Here is a 20,073-nt window from a genome sequence, read left to right on the forward strand (position 1 = left end):
TTGCTCGCGAATGCGGAGTGTCATTCAACATAAAAGTTGAATGTGAATCCGCTTTCGCGAGCAAGCCCGCTCCCACAAGGGGAGTGTTACTTCCAGAGATGGATCGGCCAGCCGGCTTTTTCGGCATGCTCAAGCAGCACCGGATCCGGGTTTACCACGTGTGGGAAATCCACCTTCAGCAACAACGGCAAATCGTTACGTGAGTCGGAATAAAAACTCGCGCCTTCGAGATTTTCCTCTTCCGCATCCAGCCATTCCAGCAGACGGATGATCTTGCCTTCGCGGTAGGTCAGGGTGCCGACGGTGTGGCCGCTGTACACCCCGTGCGCCACTTCCAGTTCGATACCGAGAATCTCGTCGATGCCCAGCCGTTCGGCAATCGGTCGCACCAGGTGCGTGCCGGACGCCGAGATCACCAGGATCCGGTCGCCGGCCTTGCGGTGGGCGGCGATGGCTTTGGTGGCGTCGCTGAAGATGATCGGCTCAATGAAATCTTCAACCCACGGGCCGACCAGATGATCGACCTCTTCAGGTGTCCTGCCGATCATCGGCTCCAGGCTGAAGGTCATGTAGTCCTCCATCCGCAGCTTGCCGTGACTGTAGGCGTCCATCAGTTCGTTGTTCTGACGCATGAACGACTCAGGGTCGACCCAGCCCAGGCGGCCCATTTGCTCGCTCCAGAGGGTGGCGCAGTCGCCGTGGATCAGGGTTTCGTCCAGATCAAAAATTGCCAGGGCCATCAGTGCAGTTCTCTCTTCAACATCAGCAAAGGCATCAGGCTACCTCACAGAGGGCCGTCGGATCGATGGAAAGCGCCAGACGCTGACCATCGGGATGCAGGTCGGCCGCCGAGCGGTTGAGCACATCCACCACCAATTCCACGCCGCGGGCTTCGACCCGGTAGCGAATCACGTTGCCCAACAGGCTGTGGCTGCGGATTTGCGCGTCGAGTTGGCCGTTGAGGCTCAGTTCGATGGCTTCCGGGCGAATCGCGATGCGGTGGCTGATCGGTCGTTGCAGCAGCTTCGAAGCGCTGTCGGCGTCCAGCAGGTTGTAGTTGCCGATGAAGCCTGCGGCAAACACGTCGACTGGCGCGGTGTACAGGGTTTCGGCGTCGCCACTCTGTACGATCTTTCCCTGATTCATCAGGAAAATCCGGTCAGACATGGTCAGCGCTTCTTCCTGGTCGTGTGTGACGAAGATCGTGGTCAGTCCCAGTTCGCGCTGGATCTGACGGATCTGTTCGCGCAGGTGCTTGCGGATCCGTGCATCCAGGGCCGACAACGGTTCGTCCAGCAACAACAGGCGTGGCCGGGTCACCAAGGAGCGGGCGAGGGCGACACGCTGGCACTGACCGCCCGACAGTTGATGGGGGAAACGTGCGGCGAAGTCATTCAACTCCACCAGTTTCAGCACCTCGGCAACGCGCTTCTGGCTGTCGTCGGTGTTGACCTTCTGCATCCGCAAACCGAAGGCGACGTTTTGTTCCACGGTCATGTTCGGGAACAGCGCGTAGCTCTGGAACACCATGCCGATCCCGCGTTTCTGCGGGCTCAGCGGCACGAGGTCCTGGCCATCCAGCAGGATCTTGCCGCCATCGACCGAGGTCAGGCCGGCGATGCAGCGCAGCAGCGTGGATTTACCGCAACCGGAAGGACCGAGCAGGGTGACGAACTCGCCCTTCTGGATCTCGCAGTTGATGTCGCTGAACACCGTGGTGCCCGCGTAATTTTTTTGAAGATGTTGGACGCTGACATAGCTCATTCGCTTTTGTCCTTGTTCAAGATATTGGCCGCCCAGGTCAGAACCAGCACAAAGAAGAAATAGGAAATCACCAGCGCACTGGTGAAGTGGCCGCTGCTGTTACGCATGTTGTTGAGGTAGACCTGCAGGGTTTCGTAGCGGGTGCCGACGAGGATGTTGGCGAACACGAACTCCCCGAACAGGAACGAGAACGACAGCAGCAGCGCCACCATCAAGCCCTTGCGCAGGTTCGGCAGCACCACCAGGAACGCGGCTTGAAAGGTGCTGGCGCCGAGCAGTTGGGCGGCGTCCATCAGGTCGCGCAGGTTGATCGCTTGCAGGTTGTTGGTGATGGCCCGGTACATGAACGGTAGCGCAATGGTGAAGTAGCAACCAATCAGAATCCACGGCGTGCCGACCATCGCGAATGGTCCGGAACCGTAGAGCTGCAACAGCCCCACCGACGACACCACCGGCGGTACCGCGAAGGGCAGCAGGATCAGGATGTTCATCAGCGCGTCGAGTTTCGGGAAGTGGTAATGCACCACGAACAACAGCGGCAGAATCAGCACCACCGACAAAATCAATGCGCCGACGCAGACCAGCAGCGACTGGCCAAACGCATTGAGAAAACGCGGATCGCTCCACAGCTGGATGTACCACTTGAAGGTAAAACCGCTGGGCAGGATGGTCGCTGACCAACTGCTGGCAATCGAGTAGATCAACGTCCCGAACAGCGGCAACAACAGAATGGCAAACAGCAGGTACACCACAACGCGGTGGTAGACACCGGTGGGGCCCAGTTCAGCGCGAGACATGGTAGCTCCTCTTCAACAGCAGCTGATGCACGATGGTCACCAGGGTCATCAACGCCACCAGCACCACCGCCAGGGCACTGGCGAGGTTCGGGTCGAGGGAAATATCACCGGACACCATCGCCGCGATGCGAATCGGCAGCACGTTGAAGTTGCCGGTGGTCAACGCATACACCGTCGCGTAGGCGCCGAGGGCGTTGGCCAGCAGGATCACGAACGTACCGAGCAGTGCTGGCGTCAGCACCGGCAAACCGATGTGTCGCCAGAACTGCCAGCCGTTGGCGCCGAGCAGTTCGGCGGACTCGCGCCAGTCTTCGCGCAGGGCGTCGAAGGCGGGGTAGAGCAGCAACACGCCAAGCGGAATCTGGAAGTACGTATAGAGAATGATCAGCCCGGTCTTCGAGTACAGGTTGAAATCCTGAATGATCCCGGCCTGCTTGAGCATGATGGTGAAGCTGCCGTTGAAGCCCAGCAGGATGATGAACGCGAAGGCCAGGGGCACGCCGGCGAAGTTGCTGGTCATGTTGGCGAAGGCGTTGACGAAGTTGCGCAGTTTCGAGTCGACCCGGCGCAAGGAGTAAGCGCCGAGCACCGCGATGATGATCCCGAATACGCTGGACCAGAAACTGATCTCGAGGCTGTACTGGATCGCCTGCAAGTAGAACTTCGAATTGAAGATTTTGGTGAAGTTGGCCAACCCCCAGCCGAACTCTTCCGATTGCAGGCTGTTGATCATCACCCAGACCAGCGGGGCGATTTCGAACACGATAAAGAACAGGGCGAACGGTACGAGGCACAAGGCTGCCAGCCACTTGCTACGGGTATTGGCATTCACTTGAGCAGCTCCCGGCACACAGGTTTGTCGTGGGCCACGCCCAGCAGTTCGCAGACCGTGCCGCAGATTTCAGTCTGTTTCGGCGCGGCGCTGGCGTTGAAACTGAACGCGTCACCGAGAACAAATAACGGCACCTCACGTTCTTCCGGCAACAGGCCATTGTGGGAGCGGTCGTTGTTCATGCCGTGGTCGGCGGTTACCAGGACTTGATAGCCGGCGTCGAGCCAGTTGCGCAGGTAATCGGCGAGGATAATGTCGGCCGAGCGCGCACTGTTGCGGTATTGCGGGGTGTCGAGACCGTGCTTGTGCCCGGCGTCGTCGATGTTCATCGGGTGGATCAACAGAAAATTCGGCGCATGCCGCAAGCGCAGGCTTTCGGCGTCGGCGAACAGGTGGGAATCCGGGTAGTGGTCGTTCCAGTAGAAGTGCCCGTGCTGGATCGGCAGGGCTTCATCGTCGGTGTGACGATCCCGGGCGGCCACGAACGGCGAACGGTTGTACAGCTCGCTGACCCAGTGATACGCCGCCGCAGCGGTTTTCAGGCCGGCGTCCGTGGCGTAGTGATAAATGCTGCGCTGATTGGACAGGCGCGAGACGTTGTTGTGAACGATGCCGCTCTCGATGGGCGGAACGCCGGTGAGGATGCATTCGTACAGCGGGCGGGACAGGGACGGCAGTTCGCACTCAAGCTTGTAGAGTGCCGCGCGTCCTGCGCCGACGTAGGCCTGCAGGTGCCCCATGGTATGGCGCGCGACCTCGTAATTGAGGCCGTCGAGCACGACAAGGATGACGTTGTGCTTCATAGGGGCAAAAACTCCGCGAACAGGAATTCAAAAAACTCAGACTTCACACGGTCCAGTGTGGGAGCGGGCTTGCTCGCGAAAGCGGTTTCACATTCAACATTTAGGTTGACTGACACACCGCTTTCGCGAGCAAGCCCGCTCCCACATTAGATTTTCAGCGTTTGCTCTACCGCATTACTGCATATTGACGATGACTTCTTCGTTCCACTTCTGAGGAAGGGCCTTGGAGGTCTTTTCCCAGGCATCGGCGTCTTTGATCGGCGTGACCTTTTTGTACTGCTCGTTAGGCAGCAGCTTGGCCTTGATGTCGGCTGGCAGGGTCAAGTGTTCGGCACGGATCGGACGCGCGTTGCCTTTTGCCAGGTTGATCTGGCCGGCGTCGCTGAAGATGTATTCGCGGGTCAGCTTGGCGGCGTTCGGGTTTTTCGCGTACTTGTTGATGATGGTGGTGTAACCGGAGATAACCGAGCCATCGGATGGAATCAGCACGACGTAGTCATCCGGGTTGGCCATCTTCGCCTTGTAGCTCAGACCGTTGAAGTCCCAGACCACACCGACTTCGATTTCACCCTTTTCCATGGTGGCAATCGTCGGGTTGGCCATGGACAGGCGACCCTGTTTGGCAATGTCTGCGAACAGCAGCAGGGCCGGTTGCAGGTTTTTCTCGTCGCCGCCATTGGCCAGGGCCGCTGCCAGTACGCCGTTGGCCGCCTGGGCTGCGGTGCTCACGTCACCGATGGACACCTTATATTTACCGGTCTTGAGGTCAGCCCACTTGGTCGGTGCTTCCGAACCGTGCAGCAGCTTCTTGTTGACGATAAACGCGATGGTGCCGGTGTAGGCCAAAGCCCAGTTGCCGTCCTTGTCTTTAGCCCAGTCTGGCACTTGCGCCCAGGTCGTTGGTTTGTACGGTTGCACCACGCCTTGCTTGACCGCGATCGGGCCGAAGGCTGCGCCCACGTCGCCGATGTCAGCACTGGCGTTATCTTTTTCAGCGGCGAACTTGGCGATTTCCTGGGCCGAGCTCATGTCGGTGTCGATGTGCTTGAGGCCGTAGGTTTTAGCCAGGTCTTCCCAGGTGCCTTTCCAGTTGGCCCAGTCATCGGGCATGCCGACGCTGTTGACGGCGCCTTCCGCTTTCGCAGCGGCTTCGAGGGTTTTCAAATCATCAGCCGCCATGGCGGCGGTGCACATGGCAATGGTCGAGCCTAACAGTGATGCCAGGAAAAGCTTTTTCATCCGAAGCTCCTTTGGGCGTTTTCAACGCTGCGATTGCGGTTGTGTTGGTCTAGGTCAGCAATACCTGAGCCAATTTAGGCGGGCTCGATGACACTTTCATGTCGGTCGTCGCCCGGCAGCACAATTATTTGCCCGGTATTGGCAGGTGCCCGGTAAGCGTAGACCATGGGCAAAGGCCCGGCACGCAAGGGACTTGGCCGGTGTATTGCAGGGTTTGAGGCGAACGATTGGGTGACCGTTGGGTAGCTTTGTCATCTATCAGTCATCTGCACTGCCTACGCTTGCAGGATCAAGATGAGCCGGTTTTTCAGCGCGGTTCTGCCCCGAAACAGTGCTGGTCTAGTCCAGATAGGTAACGTTGATGCGTGATGAGGCAACGAAAGCGGTGACAGCCATTGGTCAGGTCTTGCAGGAGCAGCTCGACCACGGTCTGTTGGCGCCCGGCAGCAAGCTACCGGCCGAGCGCAAGCTCAGTGAGTTGTTCGGGACCACACGGATTACTGTGCGCGAGGCGTTGTTGCAGTTGGAGGCGCAGGGCCAGATTTATCGCGAAGAGCGCCGCGGCTGGTTCGTTTCACCACCGCGCCTGGCCTACAACCTGATGCAGCGCAGTCACTTCCACGCGATGGTCAGTGCGCAGGGGCGAGTGCCGTCCACCGAGGTGATTTCAGCACGGTTGCAACCCGCCTCGGCGGCGGTGTGCGCGTGGTTACAGTTGCCGGCGCTGTCGAGTGTGATCCAGATCTGCCGTGCGCGGCGCATTGATGAGCGGCTGGTGTTGTACGTGGAGCACTATTTGAATCCGCAGTATTTTCCGGGGATTCTCGAGTTTGATTTGAATCAGTCGATCACCGAGTTGTACGCGCGGCATTACGATTTGCATTACGGGCGGGTACGGTTCGAAATTGTGCCGACGTCGCTGTCGGTGGATGCGGCAGCGGCGCTGCGGGTGTCAGTGGGTAGCCCGGGGTTACGCATTGCGCGGGTCAATTATGATCAGCATGAACGGCTGATCGATTGTGACCTGGAGTTTTGGCGGCATGATGCGATTCATGTCGGGGTGGATGTGGTTTAGCCTGCTGAATCCGCGGCGAACCCTTCGCGAGCAGGGTTTGTGTGAACGACACAAATCTAATGTGGGAGCGAGCCTGCTCGCGAAGGCGGCATGACAAACGACGCTATTCCTTTGGCTGCCCACCCGCCGCCGTAGCCACTTGAACACTCATGCGCGGCATCGCCAGATCCAGTCCCGCCTCATCCAGATGCCGTTTCAGCGACAAGTTGAACGCCCGGGAAACCTCCCACTGTTTGATCGGCGCCGTCTTGAACCGCGCGCGCAGGATCGCATTGCCGGACTCGAAACTCTCGACCCCCTGGATCTCCAGCGGCGACCAGATGTTGCGCCGTTGCAGCGGGTCGGTGCGCATCTTCTGACCCACTTCGCGCATCAGTTTGATCGCGCTATCAATGTCCATGTCGGACGGCACCGCCACCCGGAAGATCGCGTAGCCGAATTCCCGGGAGTAGTTCTTGATGCTTTTGATTTCGCTGAACGGAATGGTGTGGACGATGCCGTCGATGTCCCGCAGGCGCACGGTGCGGATGGTCAGCCCTTCGACGGTGCCCAGGTGGCCGCCGACGTCCACGTAGTCGTCGATGGCCAAGGAGTCTTCGATGATGATGAACAGCCCGGTAATCAAGTCCGCGACCAGCGACTGCGCACCGAAACCGATGGCCAGGCCGATCACACCGGCACCGGCCAGCAGTGGCGTGACGTTCATGCCCATGTTCGCCAGCGCGACGATCAGCGCGACAATGAAAATCGCCACGAACAGCACGTTGCGGATCAACGGCATCATCGTCTGTGCGCGGGCATTGGCCAGGCCTTTGCGCGAACGGGTGAGCGCGTGGTGCACGGCGGTGTCGCTGAGGATCCAGATCAGCCAGGCAAAAATCAGCGTGCCGGCAAGGCTGAACAGTTTGACGCTGACCTCATGGCCTTCACCTTCGGTGAACGTGATCAGCGACATGCCCCAGACCCGCAGACCGAGCTCGATGAACGCCAGCCACACCAGCAGGTGAGCGAGGGTGTAGAAGAAATTTTTCAGGCGTTCCGAGTACAGCGCATGGCGCTTCACACCGCGTTGCGGCTTGAGGGCATGACGGCGGACCAGTCCGTTGATGACCATGCACAACACTAGCAGCACGGTGCAGATCAGCGACTGACGCAAGGCGGTGCTGGTATCGCCGGCCGAAACGAACGTGGCGAACAGCGAGACGCCCACCAGCACCAGCGCCGGGACGTACCAATAGGTGCCGAGAATTTCGATGCTGTCGCTGAGGGCGCGACGGGTCAGGCGCCGGGACAGCGGCTGATTGCGGATCAAGTGGGCGATCGGCCGGCGGAACCGCAAGATGAACAAGCCGGTAGAAATCGCCGCCAGCACATTGGCCGCCGTCGCCGCGGTATGCGCCAGGTGACTGCCAAGCCCGGCGACCAGTCGCGGATCGCTCAGCGCCTCACCAAACGCGGCAAAACTGCCAATCAGCCACAACGGCCGAAACGCCTGGTGCCGCAGGATATACAGGGCGCGATGGCGGTGCGGGCCATCGAGCAGGGAGAACGCGATCACGCAGATCGCCGAGAAACAGGTGCCGACTACCAGCGCGTAAGCCAGCACCATGGCCAGGCTTTTGCCCAGCGATGAGGGCAGGGCGTAGCTCATGTAGACGGTGATCACCAGGGCGATCAGCCACGGTCCGAGCTTGCGCAGGGCGAAGCGCAACATGTCCACGGCCTTGGGGTGTTGCGGCAGTTCTTCGGTCAGGCCGAAGCGCATGCGCACCCGATGACCGACCCAGATCAGCGCCGCCGCCAGCAGGCTCCAGACCATCAGGATCATGGCGAACGCGAAGATGATCGGCAGCCATTCACTGGCCGGCATCATCAAGGCTGACAGTTCGTCTCTCGCCTGCCCAAACTCTTCAGACCAGCGATTGAGCGGGCTGTCGGCTCCGGAGAATTGTTTTTCGAACGTGGCCAGCGTGCCGCCGATCAAGCCCAGCACGCCCTCTTCGGCAGCCGGCTGAGCCTTTTTGGTGGCGTCGCGCAGTTTCTTCAGGTCGGCCAGCAGTTTGCTGCGCTGCTGGTCGTTTTCCAGCGACTTGATGACTTCGTCCAGCGATTGCCCGAGCGGTTCTTGCGCCTCTGGCTGGGCTTTCGTCGAGCCGCTGAGCAGGCTCGGCAAACCGGCCGCCTGGGCAGGCGCCATTGGCAGCAGCGTCATGAGGCAGACAAGGACGAAACACGGCAGGGCGAATAGACGGGCAAGCACTAGACGGTCAACCTCGGGATGAGCGGATCGGCCGAGTGTACGAGCCCGTCTAAATCAATGCGAGTCGAGGGAAGGATTTATTCGTTGAGTTTGGCGAGGATCTTGAAAATCACGGTGCCGAAAATGATCAGCATGCCAATCCACATGGCGAGTACACCGGCGTTTTTGTCGCGAAAGTTGAAGCCGATGGCCAGCATGATCATCCCGACGAGGATCGGGATCAGCATGGCGTGAAACGAAGACATCGAGATCATGGAGACTGCCTTGTCTAAAGGAATAATTAAAGTTTAGGTGGCTTTGGGTGACCGAGAGTGATGTGAATCAAGCAAAGTACTTCGCGAGCAGGCTCACTCCTACAATTGAAATGCGTTCCAACTGTAGGAGCGAGCCTGCTCGCGAAGCTTTTGGGAATTACGGCAATTCCTGGCAGGCGTAGAACGCGCTCAGCACTTTGACCAGGTGCGCCAGGTCATGGCTGCCGCACAGTTCGCGGATCGAGTGCATGGCGAATGTCGGCAGGCCGATATCCACGGTGCGCACGCCCAGGTGGCTGGCGGTGATCGGGCCGATGGTCGAGCCACAACCCATGTCGCTGCGCACCACAAAGCTCTGCACCGGCACTTCTTCGGCCATGCACAGATGGCGGAAAAAACCGGCGGTTTCGCTGTTGGTAGCGTAGCGCTGGTTGCTGTTGACCTTGATCACCGGGCCGGCGTTGAGTTTCGGGCCGTGGTTGGCGTCGTGTTTTTCCGCGTAGTTGGGGTGCACGCCGTGGGCGTTGTCGGCGGACACCAACAGGGACTTCTGAATGGTGCGCACGAACTCGTCACCTTCAGGCAGCAGGCGGCGCAGCGTCTGCTCGAGCATCGGGCCATCAGCGCCACAGGCTGAACAGGAACCGACTTCTTCATGATCGTTGCAGACCAGCACGCAGGTTTCATGGGTTTCGGCGGTCAGCAAGGCTTGCAGGCCGGCGTAGCACGACAGCAGGTTGTCCAGGCGCGCGCCGGCGATGAAGTCACCGTGCAGGCCGATGATCGCCGCGCTTTGGGTGTCGTAGAAACTCAGCTCGTAATCCAGCACAACGTCGGCGTTCAAACCATGTTCCAGCGCCAACTGGTTGGTGAGCACGGCGCGGAAATCCACGCGCTCGTCACCGGCGAATTGCGCGAGGATCGGCGGCAATTCGGTCTGCGCGTTGATCGCCCAGCCCATGTTGGCTTCACGGTTAAGGTGAATCGCCAGGTTCGGAATGGTCGCGATGGGCGCCTTGAAGTCGATCAACTGGCTCTCCACCTTGCCATCACGGCGGAAGGTCACGCGGCCGGCGAGGGACAGGTCGCGGTCGAACCAAGGCGCCAGCAATGCACCGCCGTAGACTTCGACGCCCAATTGCCAGAAACCCTGACGCTGCAACTCCGGCTGGGGCTTGACCCGCAGGCACGGGCTGTCGGTGTGCGCGCCCACCAGGCGAATACCGCCATGCAGCGGCGAATGACGGCCCATCTTGATCGCGACGATGGAGGAGTCGTTACGGGTGACGTAATAACGGCCATTGGCTTCGGTGGTCCAGGGCTCGCGCTCATCAAGTCGCACGAAACCGGCCGCTTCCAGGCGCTGGACGAGGCTGGCAGTGGCATGGAACGGGGTAGGGGAGGCCTTGAGGAAGTCGATCAGGCCTTGGTTCAACTCTTCGCGCATAAGAAGCTCCAGACAGCAATGGCGCCAGTTTAACGTATTGAAAGCGCAAAGTGCGGCGGGCTAGTGCCGGGGGAGCCCGAGATTCAGTGTGGGTATGGGGGCTTGCTGCGATGAGGGGGGTACCTGTGGCGAGGGGGCTTGCCCCCGTTCGATCGCGAAGCGGTCGCAATCCGGCTGGCGAGGTTCTTCTGGCAGATCACATTTACTGGTTTCACGACTGCTTCGCAGCCGAACGGGGGCAAGCCCCCTCGCCACTGGAAACCCCCTCACCACAGGAAGCACCTCGGGGATCAGAACGGCGCAGGGCACTCGAAGCGCAAGCGCTCACCAGTTTGCGGGTGAGTGAAGCTGAGCATGCTGGCGTGCAGGCACAGGCGCGGCCAGGCGGCCAGGGCTTGCTCGTGGGCGTAGAGCCCGTCACCCAACAGCGGGTGGCCGATGGAAAGCATGTGTACGCGCAGTTGGTGCGAGCGGCCGGTGATCGGCGTCAACTCGACGCGGCACCAGTCGCCACAGCGTTCCAGCACACGCCAGAACGTCAGGGCGTGTTTGCCGAATTCGTGGTCGACCACATGGCGTGGCTTGGTCGGCGGGTCATAGCGCAAGGGCAGGTCGATGCTGCCGCTGTCCAGTTCCGGCTGACCCCAGCACAGCGCTGTGTAGGCTTTTTCGGTTTCGCGGTCGTGAAATTGCCGGGACAACTCGCGATGAGTGTCCGGGTCACGGGCCAGCAGGATGATGCCGGAGGTTTCCCAGTCGAGGCGATGGACGATTCGCGCTTCCGGGTAGCCGTTTTCTTGCAGGCGGGTGATCAGGCAGTCCTTGTTGTCATCGGCCCGGCCAGGGACGGAGAGCAACAGGGTCGGTTTGTTCACCACCAGTACGGCGGCGTCCTGATGAAGAATGTGGACATTGGACAACGGCATTAAAACAGCCTCGTAACAAACGCCAACGGCGGCTCAAGTCCCTTCCAGTGATAGAAGGGCCCTGAGCCGCCGTGGCTCCGACCGGATCGATTAACGGTCCGGCAGGGTGATATTGAGTTCCAGAATCGAGCAGCTGCCCTGGTTTTCCAGAGCGACGTGCACGTCATCGGACCCGATATTGACGTACTTGCGGATCACTTCAACCAGTTCCTTTTGCAAGGCTGGCAGGTAGTCCGGCGTACTGCGTTGGCCGCGTTCATGCGCCACGATGATCTGTAGACGCTCTTTCGCTACCGATGCGGTACTTGGCTTCTTGTTGGCACGAAAGAAGTCAAAAATGTTCATTACCTACCTCCAAACAGGCGCTCGAAGAATCCCTTCTTCGTGACATCGAGGAAACGATGTTCCACGGTTTTGCCCAGCAGACGATCGACGGCATCGCTGTACGCCTGACCGGCGTCGCTCTGGTCGTCGAGGATCACGGGCACGCCCGAGTTGGAAGCCTTGAGCACCGCTTGCGATTCCGGAATCACACCCAGCAGGGTGACGGCCAGAATCTCTTTGACGTCTTCGACGCCTAGCATTTCGCCATCGCTGACGCGTTGCGGGTTGTAGCGGGTCAGCAGCAAGTGTTCCTTGATCGGATCTTCGCCGCGTTCAGCACGGCGCGATTTGCTGGCCAGCAGGCCCAGCATACGGTCCGAGTCACGTACCGAGGACACTTCCGGGTTGGTCACGACCACCGCTTCATCAGCGAAGTACATGGCCAGGTGGGCGCCTTTCTCGATGCCCGCCGGGGAATCGCAGACCACGAACTCAAATTGTTCCTTGAGCTCCATCAGGACTTTTTCCACGCCTTCCACGGTCAGCGCGTCTTTGTCGCGAGTCTGACTGGCGGCCAGGACGTAGAGGTTTTCCAGGCGCTTGTCTTTGATCAGGGCTTGTTGCAGGTTGGCTTCGCCGTTCACTACGTTGACGAAGTCATACACCACGCGACGCTCGCAACCCATGATCAGGTCGAGGTTACGCAGGCCGACGTCGAAGTCGACGATCACTGTTTTGTGACCACGCAGTGCGAGGCCGGTACCGATAGCGGCGCTGGTGGTGGTCTTACCCACACCACCCTTGCCGGATGTAACCACGAGAATCTTGGCCAAGGTGTTTCACCCCTAAGGAAAAAGGACTTTTAGCCCCTGAAAAACATCTCTTGAAAAACTACTGCAGTCGGACAGCCTTGGCTGGAAACCGGTCCTGAGCGGGGTTTACCTCCGGTAAACACTGCTTTTGGCCGTTTTCCTACTTCGTTTGAGCCGTTTTCGCTACGTTTTAGAGATGCTTGGAAAATGCGGCAGTATCCGTTAAAGCCGAATGATGTTCAACACGTCGCCGGACAGGCTGACCTGTACACCCGCGCCCCACAAAGGGTCACGACGCAAATCCTCGGAGACCTTGTAGTGGCCGGCGATGGACACCAGTTCAGCGCTCATTTGCTGACAGAAGATCCTGGCTTTCGTGTCGCCCTTGACGCCGGCCAACACTCGACCGCGCATCGGGCCGTATACATGGATGTTCCCATCGGCGAGAAGTTCCGCACCCGGGCTGACCGAGGAAATCACCACCAAATCGCAACCCTGGGCATAAATCTGCTGGCCACCACGTACTGGCGACGTAATGATTTTCGTCGGTTTGATGGTCGGTTCCGGCGGTTTTTCCGGTTTTTTCTTCACCTGGCCTTCGAGGGGGTCAAGCGCACGCTCACGGGCGCCGGACGGCGGCAGCACCGGCAGATCGACTGCAATGGCGGCGGCGATGTCTTCGATGCGGCTGGCGCGGATGGCCAGGGTGCGCAAGCCATGCTGGCGACAGACGCGCATCAGGCCCGGCAAATCCACTGCGCCTTCGCTGGCCGGGAGCTTGTCCAGGGCCAGCACCAACGGGGCATTGCTGAAAAAGTTAGGCGCCTGAGCGACCTTGGCGGCCAATTGCCGATCAAGGTTCTCGAGGTCGTTGCGGGCCAGTTCCAGCACCGTAATGGCAAGCATGCTGCCCTTCAACTGGAACACGGGATCCTGGTCTTGCGGTTCGGTTTGGCTCATGGTCGGCATACAACGGCTTGTCACTAAAAGTGCCGAGACTTATAACGAGAACGCCCGCAAGCCGCAAGCCGGGTCGAACGATGTAGAATGCGCGGCCATTGTCTTTCCGGAACCTTTAATGGATCGCCCGCGTTTTCGAAAAACATTTCTAATGCCGCGTTTCTGGCCGCTGTGGTGTGGCTTGGGGCTGTTGTGGCTGATTGTTCAGTTGCCATATCCGGCGTTGCTATTCATCGGCCGCCTGCTCGGTGCCTTGATGTATCGGGCGGCCGGCGACCGACGGCGCATCGCCAAACGCAACCTCGAGCTGTGTTTCCCTGAAAAGTCGGCTGCCGAGCGCAAGCGCCTGCTCAAGGAAAACTTTGCCTCCACCGGCATCGCCTTCTTCGAAATGGCCATGAGCTGGTGGTGGTCGCGTCAGCGCTTGGCCAAACTGGCCCATGTCGAAGGACTGGAGCACTTGAAAAAGGCCCAGCGCGACGGCAAGGGCGTGATCCTGATGGCGGTGCATTTCACCACGCTGGAAATCGGTGCGGCGCTGTTGGGGCAGCAGCACACCATCGACGGCATGTACCGCGAGCACAAGAACCCGCTGTTCGACTACGTCCAGCGCCGTGGTCGCGAGCGGCACAACCTCGATTCGCTGGCGGTCGAGCGTGACGATGTGCGCGGCATGCTCAAGCTGCTGCGCGCCGGCCGCGCGATCTGGTACGCACCGGATCAGGACTACGGCGCCAAGCAAAGTATTTTCGTACCGCTATTTGGCATTCAAGCGGCCACCGTGACCGCCACCAGCAAATTTGCGCGGTTGGGCAAGGCGTTGGTGGTGCCGTTCACCCAGGAGCGTCTGGCGGACGGCAGCGGCTATCGTCTGGTGATCCATGCGCCGCTCGACGGTTTCCCCGGCGAGACCGAAGAAGCCGACTGCATCCGCATCAATCAGTGGGTCGAAGGCGCCTTGCGTGAATGTCCGGAGCAATACCTCTGGGCCCATCGTCGTTTCAAGAGCCGGCCACCCGGCGAACCCAAGCTGTACAAAAAACGCGGTTGACCCCTTTAAGCGCCATGGAGTGTTGCGATGAGTCCTGCTGAACCGGTTACAGGGTTGATTCTTTCCGGCGGCGGGGCTCGAGCGGCGTATCAGGTGGGCGTGCTGGCGGCAATTGCCGAGTTGTTGCCGCTGGGCGCGGCGAATCCGTTTCCAGTGATCGTCGGCACCTCGGCCGGGGCGATCAACGCGGTCAGCCTCGCCAGTGGTGCGATGGATTTTCGCGGCGCCATCGAGCGTTTGACTGCGTTCTGGCAGGGCTTTCGCAGCCATCTGGTGTTGCGCAGTGACTGGCCGGGCGTCATCCATCAGGCCAGTCGGTTTGTCAGTCACAGCTTGTTGGGCCTGGGTGCTCATGTACCGGTGGCGTTGCTCAACAGTTCGCCGCTGCGTGGGTTGCTCAACGACAAACTGAACATGGCCGGCATCGCCGAATCCATTGCCCAGAAGCAGTTGCAGGCGGTCGCGGTGACGGCGTTCGGCTACGAGTCGGGTCAGGCGGTCACTTTCTATCAGGGCGGCGGCACCATCGATTCGTGGCTGCGCCATCGGCGTATCGGCATTCCGACCCAATTGAGTGTCGAGCATCTGCTGGCCAGTTCGGCTATTCCGTTGCTGTTCGCCCCGGTGAAAATCGGCGAGGAATACTTCGGCGACGGAGCGGTGCGCCAGTCCGCGCCGATCAGCCCGGCGTTGCACTTGGGCGCCAGTCGCGTGCTGGTGGTGGGTGTCAGCGGCAATCCGCGCGGCGTTGACCCGCAGCAACCGCTGCAACGCGCCTACACCGGGCAACAGCCGACCCTGGCGCAGATCGGCGGGCACCTGCTCAACAGCACGTTCATTGACAGCCTGGAAAGCGACATCGAGTTGTTGCAGCGCCTGAATCAGTTCAGTCATTTGATGCCTGCGGGTACGCCAACCCGTGCATTGGGCGTGGCGCCGGTGGAGGTGCTGGTGATTTCGCCGAGTCAGCCGATCGATGAGATTGCGGCGCGGCATCGGCAGGAATTACCGGCGGCGTTGCGCCTGTTTCTACGCGGGCCGGGGGCAACGAAGACGAGCGGGGCGGGGGTGTTGAGTTATCTGCTGTTCGAGGCGGGGTATTGCAGCGAATTGATCGATCTGGGGCGGCGGGATGCGTTGGCCAAGCGTGAGGAACTATGCCGGTTTCTTGGGTTGCCGGAGTCTGTGGTTACGGCTTGAGATTTTTTGCGGTGTGGCCATTCGCGAGCAGGCTCGCTCCCACAGTTGAAATACATTCCAATGTGGGAGCGAGCCTGCTCGCGAAGACTGCCTTACAGGTGCCGCCAGATCAGAAGTGAACCTTGACCAGGAAGCTGGTCACGCTCTGATCAGTCTTGAAGCCCTGGCTGTCTTCGATGCCGTATTTGTTTTTCCAGTAGTCATACTCGACACCGACGTACAACTGCTTGTCGCCCAGCTTGAGTGCCTTGCCCAAGTCGTATTTGATCTGTGGGTTGAAGTGCAGGTTGGCGTGGTATTCGCCTTCCTTGTTCACGTCGTTGTCGACTACCCAATCCATGAAGCCATCGATTACCACGTCCGAGCTACCGACCGGAATGGTGTAGGACCAGACCGGAGAAACCTGCCAGATATCGTCACCCGGACGGCCGCCTTCGGTGTGACGGTTGTAGAAGTTCAACTGGAAGTAGTCGAAGCCCGGGATGGACAGGTCGAAACCTGGACCGATCAAGTACGACTCGGTGTCGTCTTCGCCAAACTCATAGGTCATCGCCAGCAGGACGTCCTTGATTGGGCCGAACTCGAACTTCTGGTCGAAAATTTTGTTGAACGACAAGCGCGGGCTGAGTTCACCGTAGTGGGAGTTCTTGCCCGCGAAGGCGTCTTCCTTGCCGTTGTAGAAGATTTTGTCGATGAAGAAGAAGTTGTCGCCGTATTTCCAGCCATCAGCGTGTTCGAAGGTCACCGTCTGCTGGATGCGCGGGTTGACCTGGAAATCCTTGCCGTACAGGTAAGTCAGGCTGTTGGTCTGCCATTGCAGCAGGTCGCCGGCCATGGCCTGGCCGCCGGCCAGTAAAGATCCCGCAAGCATCAGGCTGGTGCACGTACGTTTCATTCGGTTGCTCCCAAAAAGTAGGTGGTTCCACGTTATTTTTTTAAGCTCGGCGCTCTGGTGTGGCGCCTGTTTCTGTAGCGGTAAAAACTCATCCAGTCGGTCAGCTTTAATGCTGTTAGCAAGAGCTGCGCCAAGGCTTTCAAAAAGCAAAAAAACTCCCGCTCGGCTGCTCAAAAACAGTCGATTGAGAGGGGGTATGGAGTGCCTTGGTACCGTCCAGAGCCGGGATAAGCTGGCTTTCTGGTCAGGAATTAAATCCGGGCTTTTTTTTAAAGCGGATTCAGGCGGCCGCGGAGAATACTGACTACTCGGCCAGGTCTCAAGTGCCCCGCAACAGCGCACCGACGACAGGTGTGGGGCACGGTTGGCGGAAGTTGGTCGCTCGTCGCAAAACGAGCGGCTTGAGTCGGTAAAAACCATCTGTTGCTTCCTCTTGTTTTTATTGTTGAGGCGCAGGCAGCCATGGGCTGCCATAAGGCAGCCCTGTTCAGGGGTTTTGATCAGTGAGTCTGAGCGGTGCAGTCGTTGATTGCCGCGCGTTCTGCGCCACCCAAAATGTTGAACAGCAGGTTCAGCGTCAGGGCGCTGATCGTGGCCATGGCGATACCGCTGTGGGTAATCGGGCTCATCCATACCGGCAGGTGGGCAAAGAACTCGGGGCGCACCACCGGGATCAAGCCCATGCCGATGCTGACGGCCACCAACAGTTGATTCCGGCGGTCACCAATGTCGGCTTCCTGAAGAATCTTGATCCCGGTCGCGGCAACCATGCCAAACATCGCAATCGCCGCACCGCCGAGGACCGCTGGCGGAATCGAGGCCACCAGGAAGGCGGCTTTGGGCAGCAGGCTCAAGACGATCAACAAGCCACCGGCGACGATGGTCACCGAACGGCAGCGCACGCCGGTCATCTGCACCAGGCCGATGTTCTGCGCGAAAGAGGAGTGGGTGAAGGTGTTGAAGAACCCGGCGAAGAACGAGGCGCCAGCATCACACAGCAAGCCGCGACGCAGCATCCGAGGGCAGACTTCCTGGCCGGTGATTTTGCCCAGCGCGAGGAACATCCCGGTGGACTCGACGAAGATGATCACCACCACCAGGCACATCGACAGAATCGGCGCGAGTTCAAACTTGGGCATGCCGAAATGCAACGGGGTGACGAATTGCAGCCATGGCGCTTGTGCCATGCCGCTGAGGTCGACCATGCCGATCAGGCCGCAGAGCACGTAGCCCAGGCACATGCCGATCAGCACTGAAATATTGACCCAGAAGCCGCGCATGAAACGGTGCACCAGCAAAATGGTGCCCAGCACCAGCGCGGCGATGGTCAGGTAAATAGGTGAGCCGAATTGTGTGGCGCCGGCACCGCCGCCAGCCCAGTTCACGGCCACGGGGAACAGCGACAAACCGATCGAGGTGATGACCGTGCCGGTCACCAGAGGCGGGAAGAAGCGCACGATTTTGGACATGAACGGTGCGATGAGCAGGCCGAAGAACCCGGCGGCGATGGTCGCGCCGAAGATCCCTTGCAGACCGATACCAGGCATGCCGGCCATGGCGACCATGCTGCCGACGGCGGCGAAACTGGCGCCCATCATCACCGGCATGCGGATGCCCATGGGGCCAATGCCCAGCGACTGGACGATGGTGGCGATGCCGGCAACCAGCAGGTCGGCGTTAATCAGAAAGGCGATTTCTTCACGACTCAGGCCAGCGGCCTGTCCGATGATCAGCGGCACCGCGATGGCGCCGCCGTACATCAGCAAGACATGTTGCAGACCGACCAGGATCAGTTGCAAAAGGGGCAAACGCTGAATGGCGGGTGCGTCGGGGATGCGCGCTTCGGATAGCTCGGACATGCAACACCTCGGATCTTTTTTATTCTTGTGATGTACAGCGGTCGTGCTGCTGGCCGCTGTTTTCGAATCAGGTGGATCTGTGGCGAGGGGGCTTGCCCCCGTTGGGCCGCGAAGCGCCCCAAAACCTGTCACCGCATACCTTCAGGCAGATCGCGATTACTCAGTTTGCGACTGCTGCGCAGCCGAACGGGGGCAAGCCCCCTCGCCACTAAAAGCCTGCTCTTCACAGGCTTCTGTGTTGCTTAGTTGGTCTGGGCTCCCTGCACAATCCAGGCACCGATCAGGTCACGTTCCTGCTGGGTCATCTGCGTGATGTTGCCCAGTGGCATGATCTGGCTGGTGACGGCCTGAGCCTGGATGCGCGGCGCGTTCTGGCGGATCTGCTCGGGGGTATCAAACATCACTCCGGCAGGCGCGGCACTGAACAGCGGGCTGGTCGGTTTGGCCGAGTGGCAAACCGCGCAACGCTCTTGAATCACGCTGTGGACCTTGTCGAAACCAGGGCCGGCGTTAGACGCCTGAACGGGGGCGGCGGCGGGTGCTTCTGCGGGTTTGGCTTCGGCGGGTTTCATACCACCGCCCACAGCCGTTTCCGGCAGCGGTTGGTATTCGATCTTCGCAGGCGCCTTGGCCACGTCCGGGCTGGTCATCGGCGCAGGGCCGGTGACGTAAGCCAGGCTGATCATGCCGACGGCGGCCACTGGCAGCGTCCAGGCGAACTTGTGGCTGTCATGACGGGTGTTGAAGTAATGACGCACCAACACCGCCAGCACCGCGATCCCGGCCAGGATCAGCCAGTTGTATTGGCTGCCGTAAGTGCTCGGGAAGTGGTTGCTGATCATGATGAACAGCACCGGCAAGGTGAAGTAGTTGTTGTGACGCGAACGCAGCAAGCCTTTGGCTGGCAGTGCCGGATCCGGCGTGCGGTTCTCGGCGATCGCCGCGACCAGTGCGCGTTGCGCCGGCATGATGATGCGGAACACGTTGCCGACCATGATGGTGCCGATGATCGCGCCGACGTGCAGGTACGCACCACGACCGCTGAACACTTTGCTGAAGCCGTAGGCTGCGCCAATGATCAGCACGAACAGGATTCCACCTAGCAGGGCAGGGCGTTTGCCCAGGGCCGAGTCGCACAGGAAGGAGTAGACGAACCAGCCGACGAACAGCGAGCCGATGCCCAACATGACACCTTCAGGGCCGCTCAGGCTGCTGCCCGGTGCCAGAAGGTACAGCGTCGGGTTGGAGTAGAACACCACGCACAGCAGCGCGATCCCCGACATCCAGGTGAAGTAGGCTTCCCATTTGAACCAGTGCAGGTTGTCCGGCATGGTCGGTGGAGCCAGTTTGTATTTTTCCAGGTGATAGATACCGCCGCCGTGGATCGCCCACAGATCGCCCGCCAGACCACTTTTCGGGTTGACCCGATTGAGGTTGTTTTCCAGCCAGACGAAATAGAACGACGCACCGATCCAGGCCACGCCAGTAATCATGTGAACCCAGCGCACGCTCAGGTTCAGCCATTCAAACAGATGTGCTTCCACAGTCTTTACCTCTCGCCTGTCACTCTGTTGT

At 59.8% G+C, this 20,073-nt stretch carries 19 protein-coding genes; 3 read left to right on the forward strand and 16 right to left on the reverse strand.

Annotation, left to right across the window (positions count from 1 at the left end; translation table 11 throughout):
• Positions 1-86: 86 nt before the first annotated feature.
• The 6 genes from BK660_RS16460 to BK660_RS16485 form a co-directional block, all read right to left on the reverse strand.
• On the reverse strand, positions 87-740 hold the full coding sequence (locus tag BK660_RS16460) for an HAD family hydrolase (protein ID WP_123434142.1): 654 nt from the start codon (positions 738-740) through the stop codon (positions 87-89).
• 34 nt (positions 741-774) lie between these two features.
• Entirely contained in the window at positions 775-1,764 is a 990-nt protein-coding gene (locus BK660_RS16465) for an ABC transporter ATP-binding protein (RefSeq protein WP_123434143.1), read from the reverse strand.
• Positions 1,761-2,561 carry an ABC transporter permease gene (locus BK660_RS16470; RefSeq protein WP_123434144.1) on the reverse strand — a complete coding sequence of 267 codons (801 nt, stop codon included), beginning with the start codon at positions 2,559-2,561 and terminating at the stop codon, positions 1,761-1,763. Before BK660_RS16470 ends, BK660_RS16465 begins: the two co-directional genes overlap by 4 nt.
• A complete protein-coding gene (locus BK660_RS16475) occupies positions 2,548-3,393 on the reverse strand; it encodes an ABC transporter permease (RefSeq protein ID WP_027922475.1) in 846 nt (281 codons plus the stop codon). Before BK660_RS16475 ends, BK660_RS16470 begins: the two co-directional genes overlap by 14 nt.
• Complete coding sequence (locus BK660_RS16480) at positions 3,390-4,196, reverse strand: alkaline phosphatase family protein (protein ID WP_123434145.1); 807 nt, start codon at positions 4,194-4,196, stop codon at positions 3,390-3,392. Before BK660_RS16480 ends, BK660_RS16475 begins: the two co-directional genes overlap by 4 nt.
• A 174-nt stretch (positions 4,197-4,370) precedes the next feature.
• Positions 4,371-5,435 (reverse strand): ABC transporter substrate-binding protein, encoded by a 1,065-nt coding sequence (locus tag BK660_RS16485; protein WP_123434146.1) that lies wholly within the window; start codon positions 5,433-5,435, stop codon positions 4,371-4,373.
• A 361-nt stretch (positions 5,436-5,796) separates the two neighbouring features.
• Here BK660_RS16485 and BK660_RS16490 point away from each other — a divergent pair, with 361 nt between their 5' ends.
• A complete protein-coding gene (locus BK660_RS16490) occupies positions 5,797-6,510 on the forward strand; it encodes a UTRA domain-containing protein (RefSeq protein WP_027922478.1) in 714 nt (237 codons plus the stop codon).
• A 103-nt stretch (positions 6,511-6,613) separates the two neighbouring features.
• On the opposite strand, the gene BK660_RS16495 is transcribed toward BK660_RS16490, so the two are convergent.
• The 7 genes from BK660_RS16495 to minC form a co-directional block, all read right to left on the reverse strand.
• Positions 6,614-8,770 (reverse strand): mechanosensitive ion channel family protein, encoded by a 2,157-nt coding sequence (locus tag BK660_RS16495; protein ID WP_123434147.1) that lies wholly within the window; start codon positions 8,768-8,770, stop codon positions 6,614-6,616.
• Between the two features lie 77 nt (positions 8,771-8,847).
• Entirely contained in the window at positions 8,848-9,024 is a 177-nt protein-coding gene (locus BK660_RS32610) for a hypothetical protein (RefSeq protein WP_185045099.1), read from the reverse strand.
• A gap of 157 nt (positions 9,025-9,181) precedes the next feature.
• Complete coding sequence (locus tag BK660_RS16500; RefSeq protein ID WP_123434148.1) at positions 9,182-10,471, reverse strand: M18 family aminopeptidase; 1,290 nt, start codon at positions 10,469-10,471, stop codon at positions 9,182-9,184.
• A 290-nt stretch (positions 10,472-10,761) separates the two neighbouring features.
• Positions 10,762-11,397 carry an RluA family pseudouridine synthase gene (locus BK660_RS16510; RefSeq protein ID WP_027922481.1) on the reverse strand — a complete coding sequence of 212 codons (636 nt, stop codon included), beginning with the start codon at positions 11,395-11,397 and terminating at the stop codon, positions 10,762-10,764.
• Between the two features lie 90 nt (positions 11,398-11,487).
• A complete protein-coding gene (gene minE / locus BK660_RS16515) occupies positions 11,488-11,742 on the reverse strand; it encodes a cell division topological specificity factor MinE (protein ID WP_007944431.1) in 255 nt (84 codons plus the stop codon).
• Positions 11,742-12,554 carry a septum site-determining protein MinD gene (gene minD, locus BK660_RS16520; RefSeq protein WP_123434149.1) on the reverse strand — a complete coding sequence of 271 codons (813 nt, stop codon included), beginning with the start codon at positions 12,552-12,554 and terminating at the stop codon, positions 11,742-11,744. The genes minE and minD overlap by 1 nt, the downstream gene beginning before the upstream one ends.
• Positions 12,555-12,755: 201 nt before the next feature.
• The gene (gene minC, locus BK660_RS16525; protein ID WP_123434623.1) at positions 12,756-13,493 is read right to left on the reverse strand and encodes a septum site-determining protein MinC; all 738 of its coding nucleotides are present in this window, start codon (positions 13,491-13,493) and stop codon (positions 12,756-12,758) included.
• 118 nt (positions 13,494-13,611) lie between these two features.
• On the opposite strand from minC, the gene BK660_RS16530 reads away from it, so the two are divergent.
• Positions 13,612-14,544 carry a lipid A biosynthesis lauroyl acyltransferase gene (locus tag BK660_RS16530; RefSeq protein ID WP_123434150.1) on the forward strand — a complete coding sequence of 311 codons (933 nt, stop codon included), beginning with the start codon at positions 13,612-13,614 and terminating at the stop codon, positions 14,542-14,544.
• A 27-nt stretch (positions 14,545-14,571) separates the two neighbouring features.
• Positions 14,572-15,744, forward strand: coding sequence for a patatin-like phospholipase family protein (locus BK660_RS16535; RefSeq protein WP_123434151.1), 1,173 nt, complete (start codon positions 14,572-14,574; stop codon positions 15,742-15,744).
• A 109-nt stretch (positions 15,745-15,853) separates the two neighbouring features.
• On the opposite strand, the gene BK660_RS16540 is transcribed toward BK660_RS16535, so the two are convergent.
• From BK660_RS16540 to BK660_RS16550, 3 genes are all read right to left on the reverse strand, one after another.
• Complete coding sequence (locus BK660_RS16540; RefSeq protein ID WP_123434152.1) at positions 15,854-16,639, reverse strand: outer membrane protein OmpK; 786 nt, start codon at positions 16,637-16,639, stop codon at positions 15,854-15,856.
• A gap of 500 nt (positions 16,640-17,139) precedes the next feature.
• The gene (locus BK660_RS16545; RefSeq protein ID WP_123434153.1) at positions 17,140-18,498 is read right to left on the reverse strand and encodes a nucleobase:cation symporter-2 family protein; all 1,359 of its coding nucleotides are present in this window, start codon (positions 18,496-18,498) and stop codon (positions 17,140-17,142) included.
• Positions 18,499-18,740: 242 nt separating this feature from the next.
• Complete coding sequence (locus BK660_RS16550; protein WP_123434154.1) at positions 18,741-20,042, reverse strand: urate hydroxylase PuuD; 1,302 nt, start codon at positions 20,040-20,042, stop codon at positions 18,741-18,743.
• Positions 20,043-20,073 lie beyond the last annotated feature (31 nt).

This window comes from Pseudomonas brassicacearum, from assembly GCF_003732265.1.
In the GTDB taxonomy this organism is placed as follows: Bacteria; Pseudomonadota; Gammaproteobacteria; order Pseudomonadales; family Pseudomonadaceae; genus Aquipseudomonas; species Aquipseudomonas brassicacearum_D.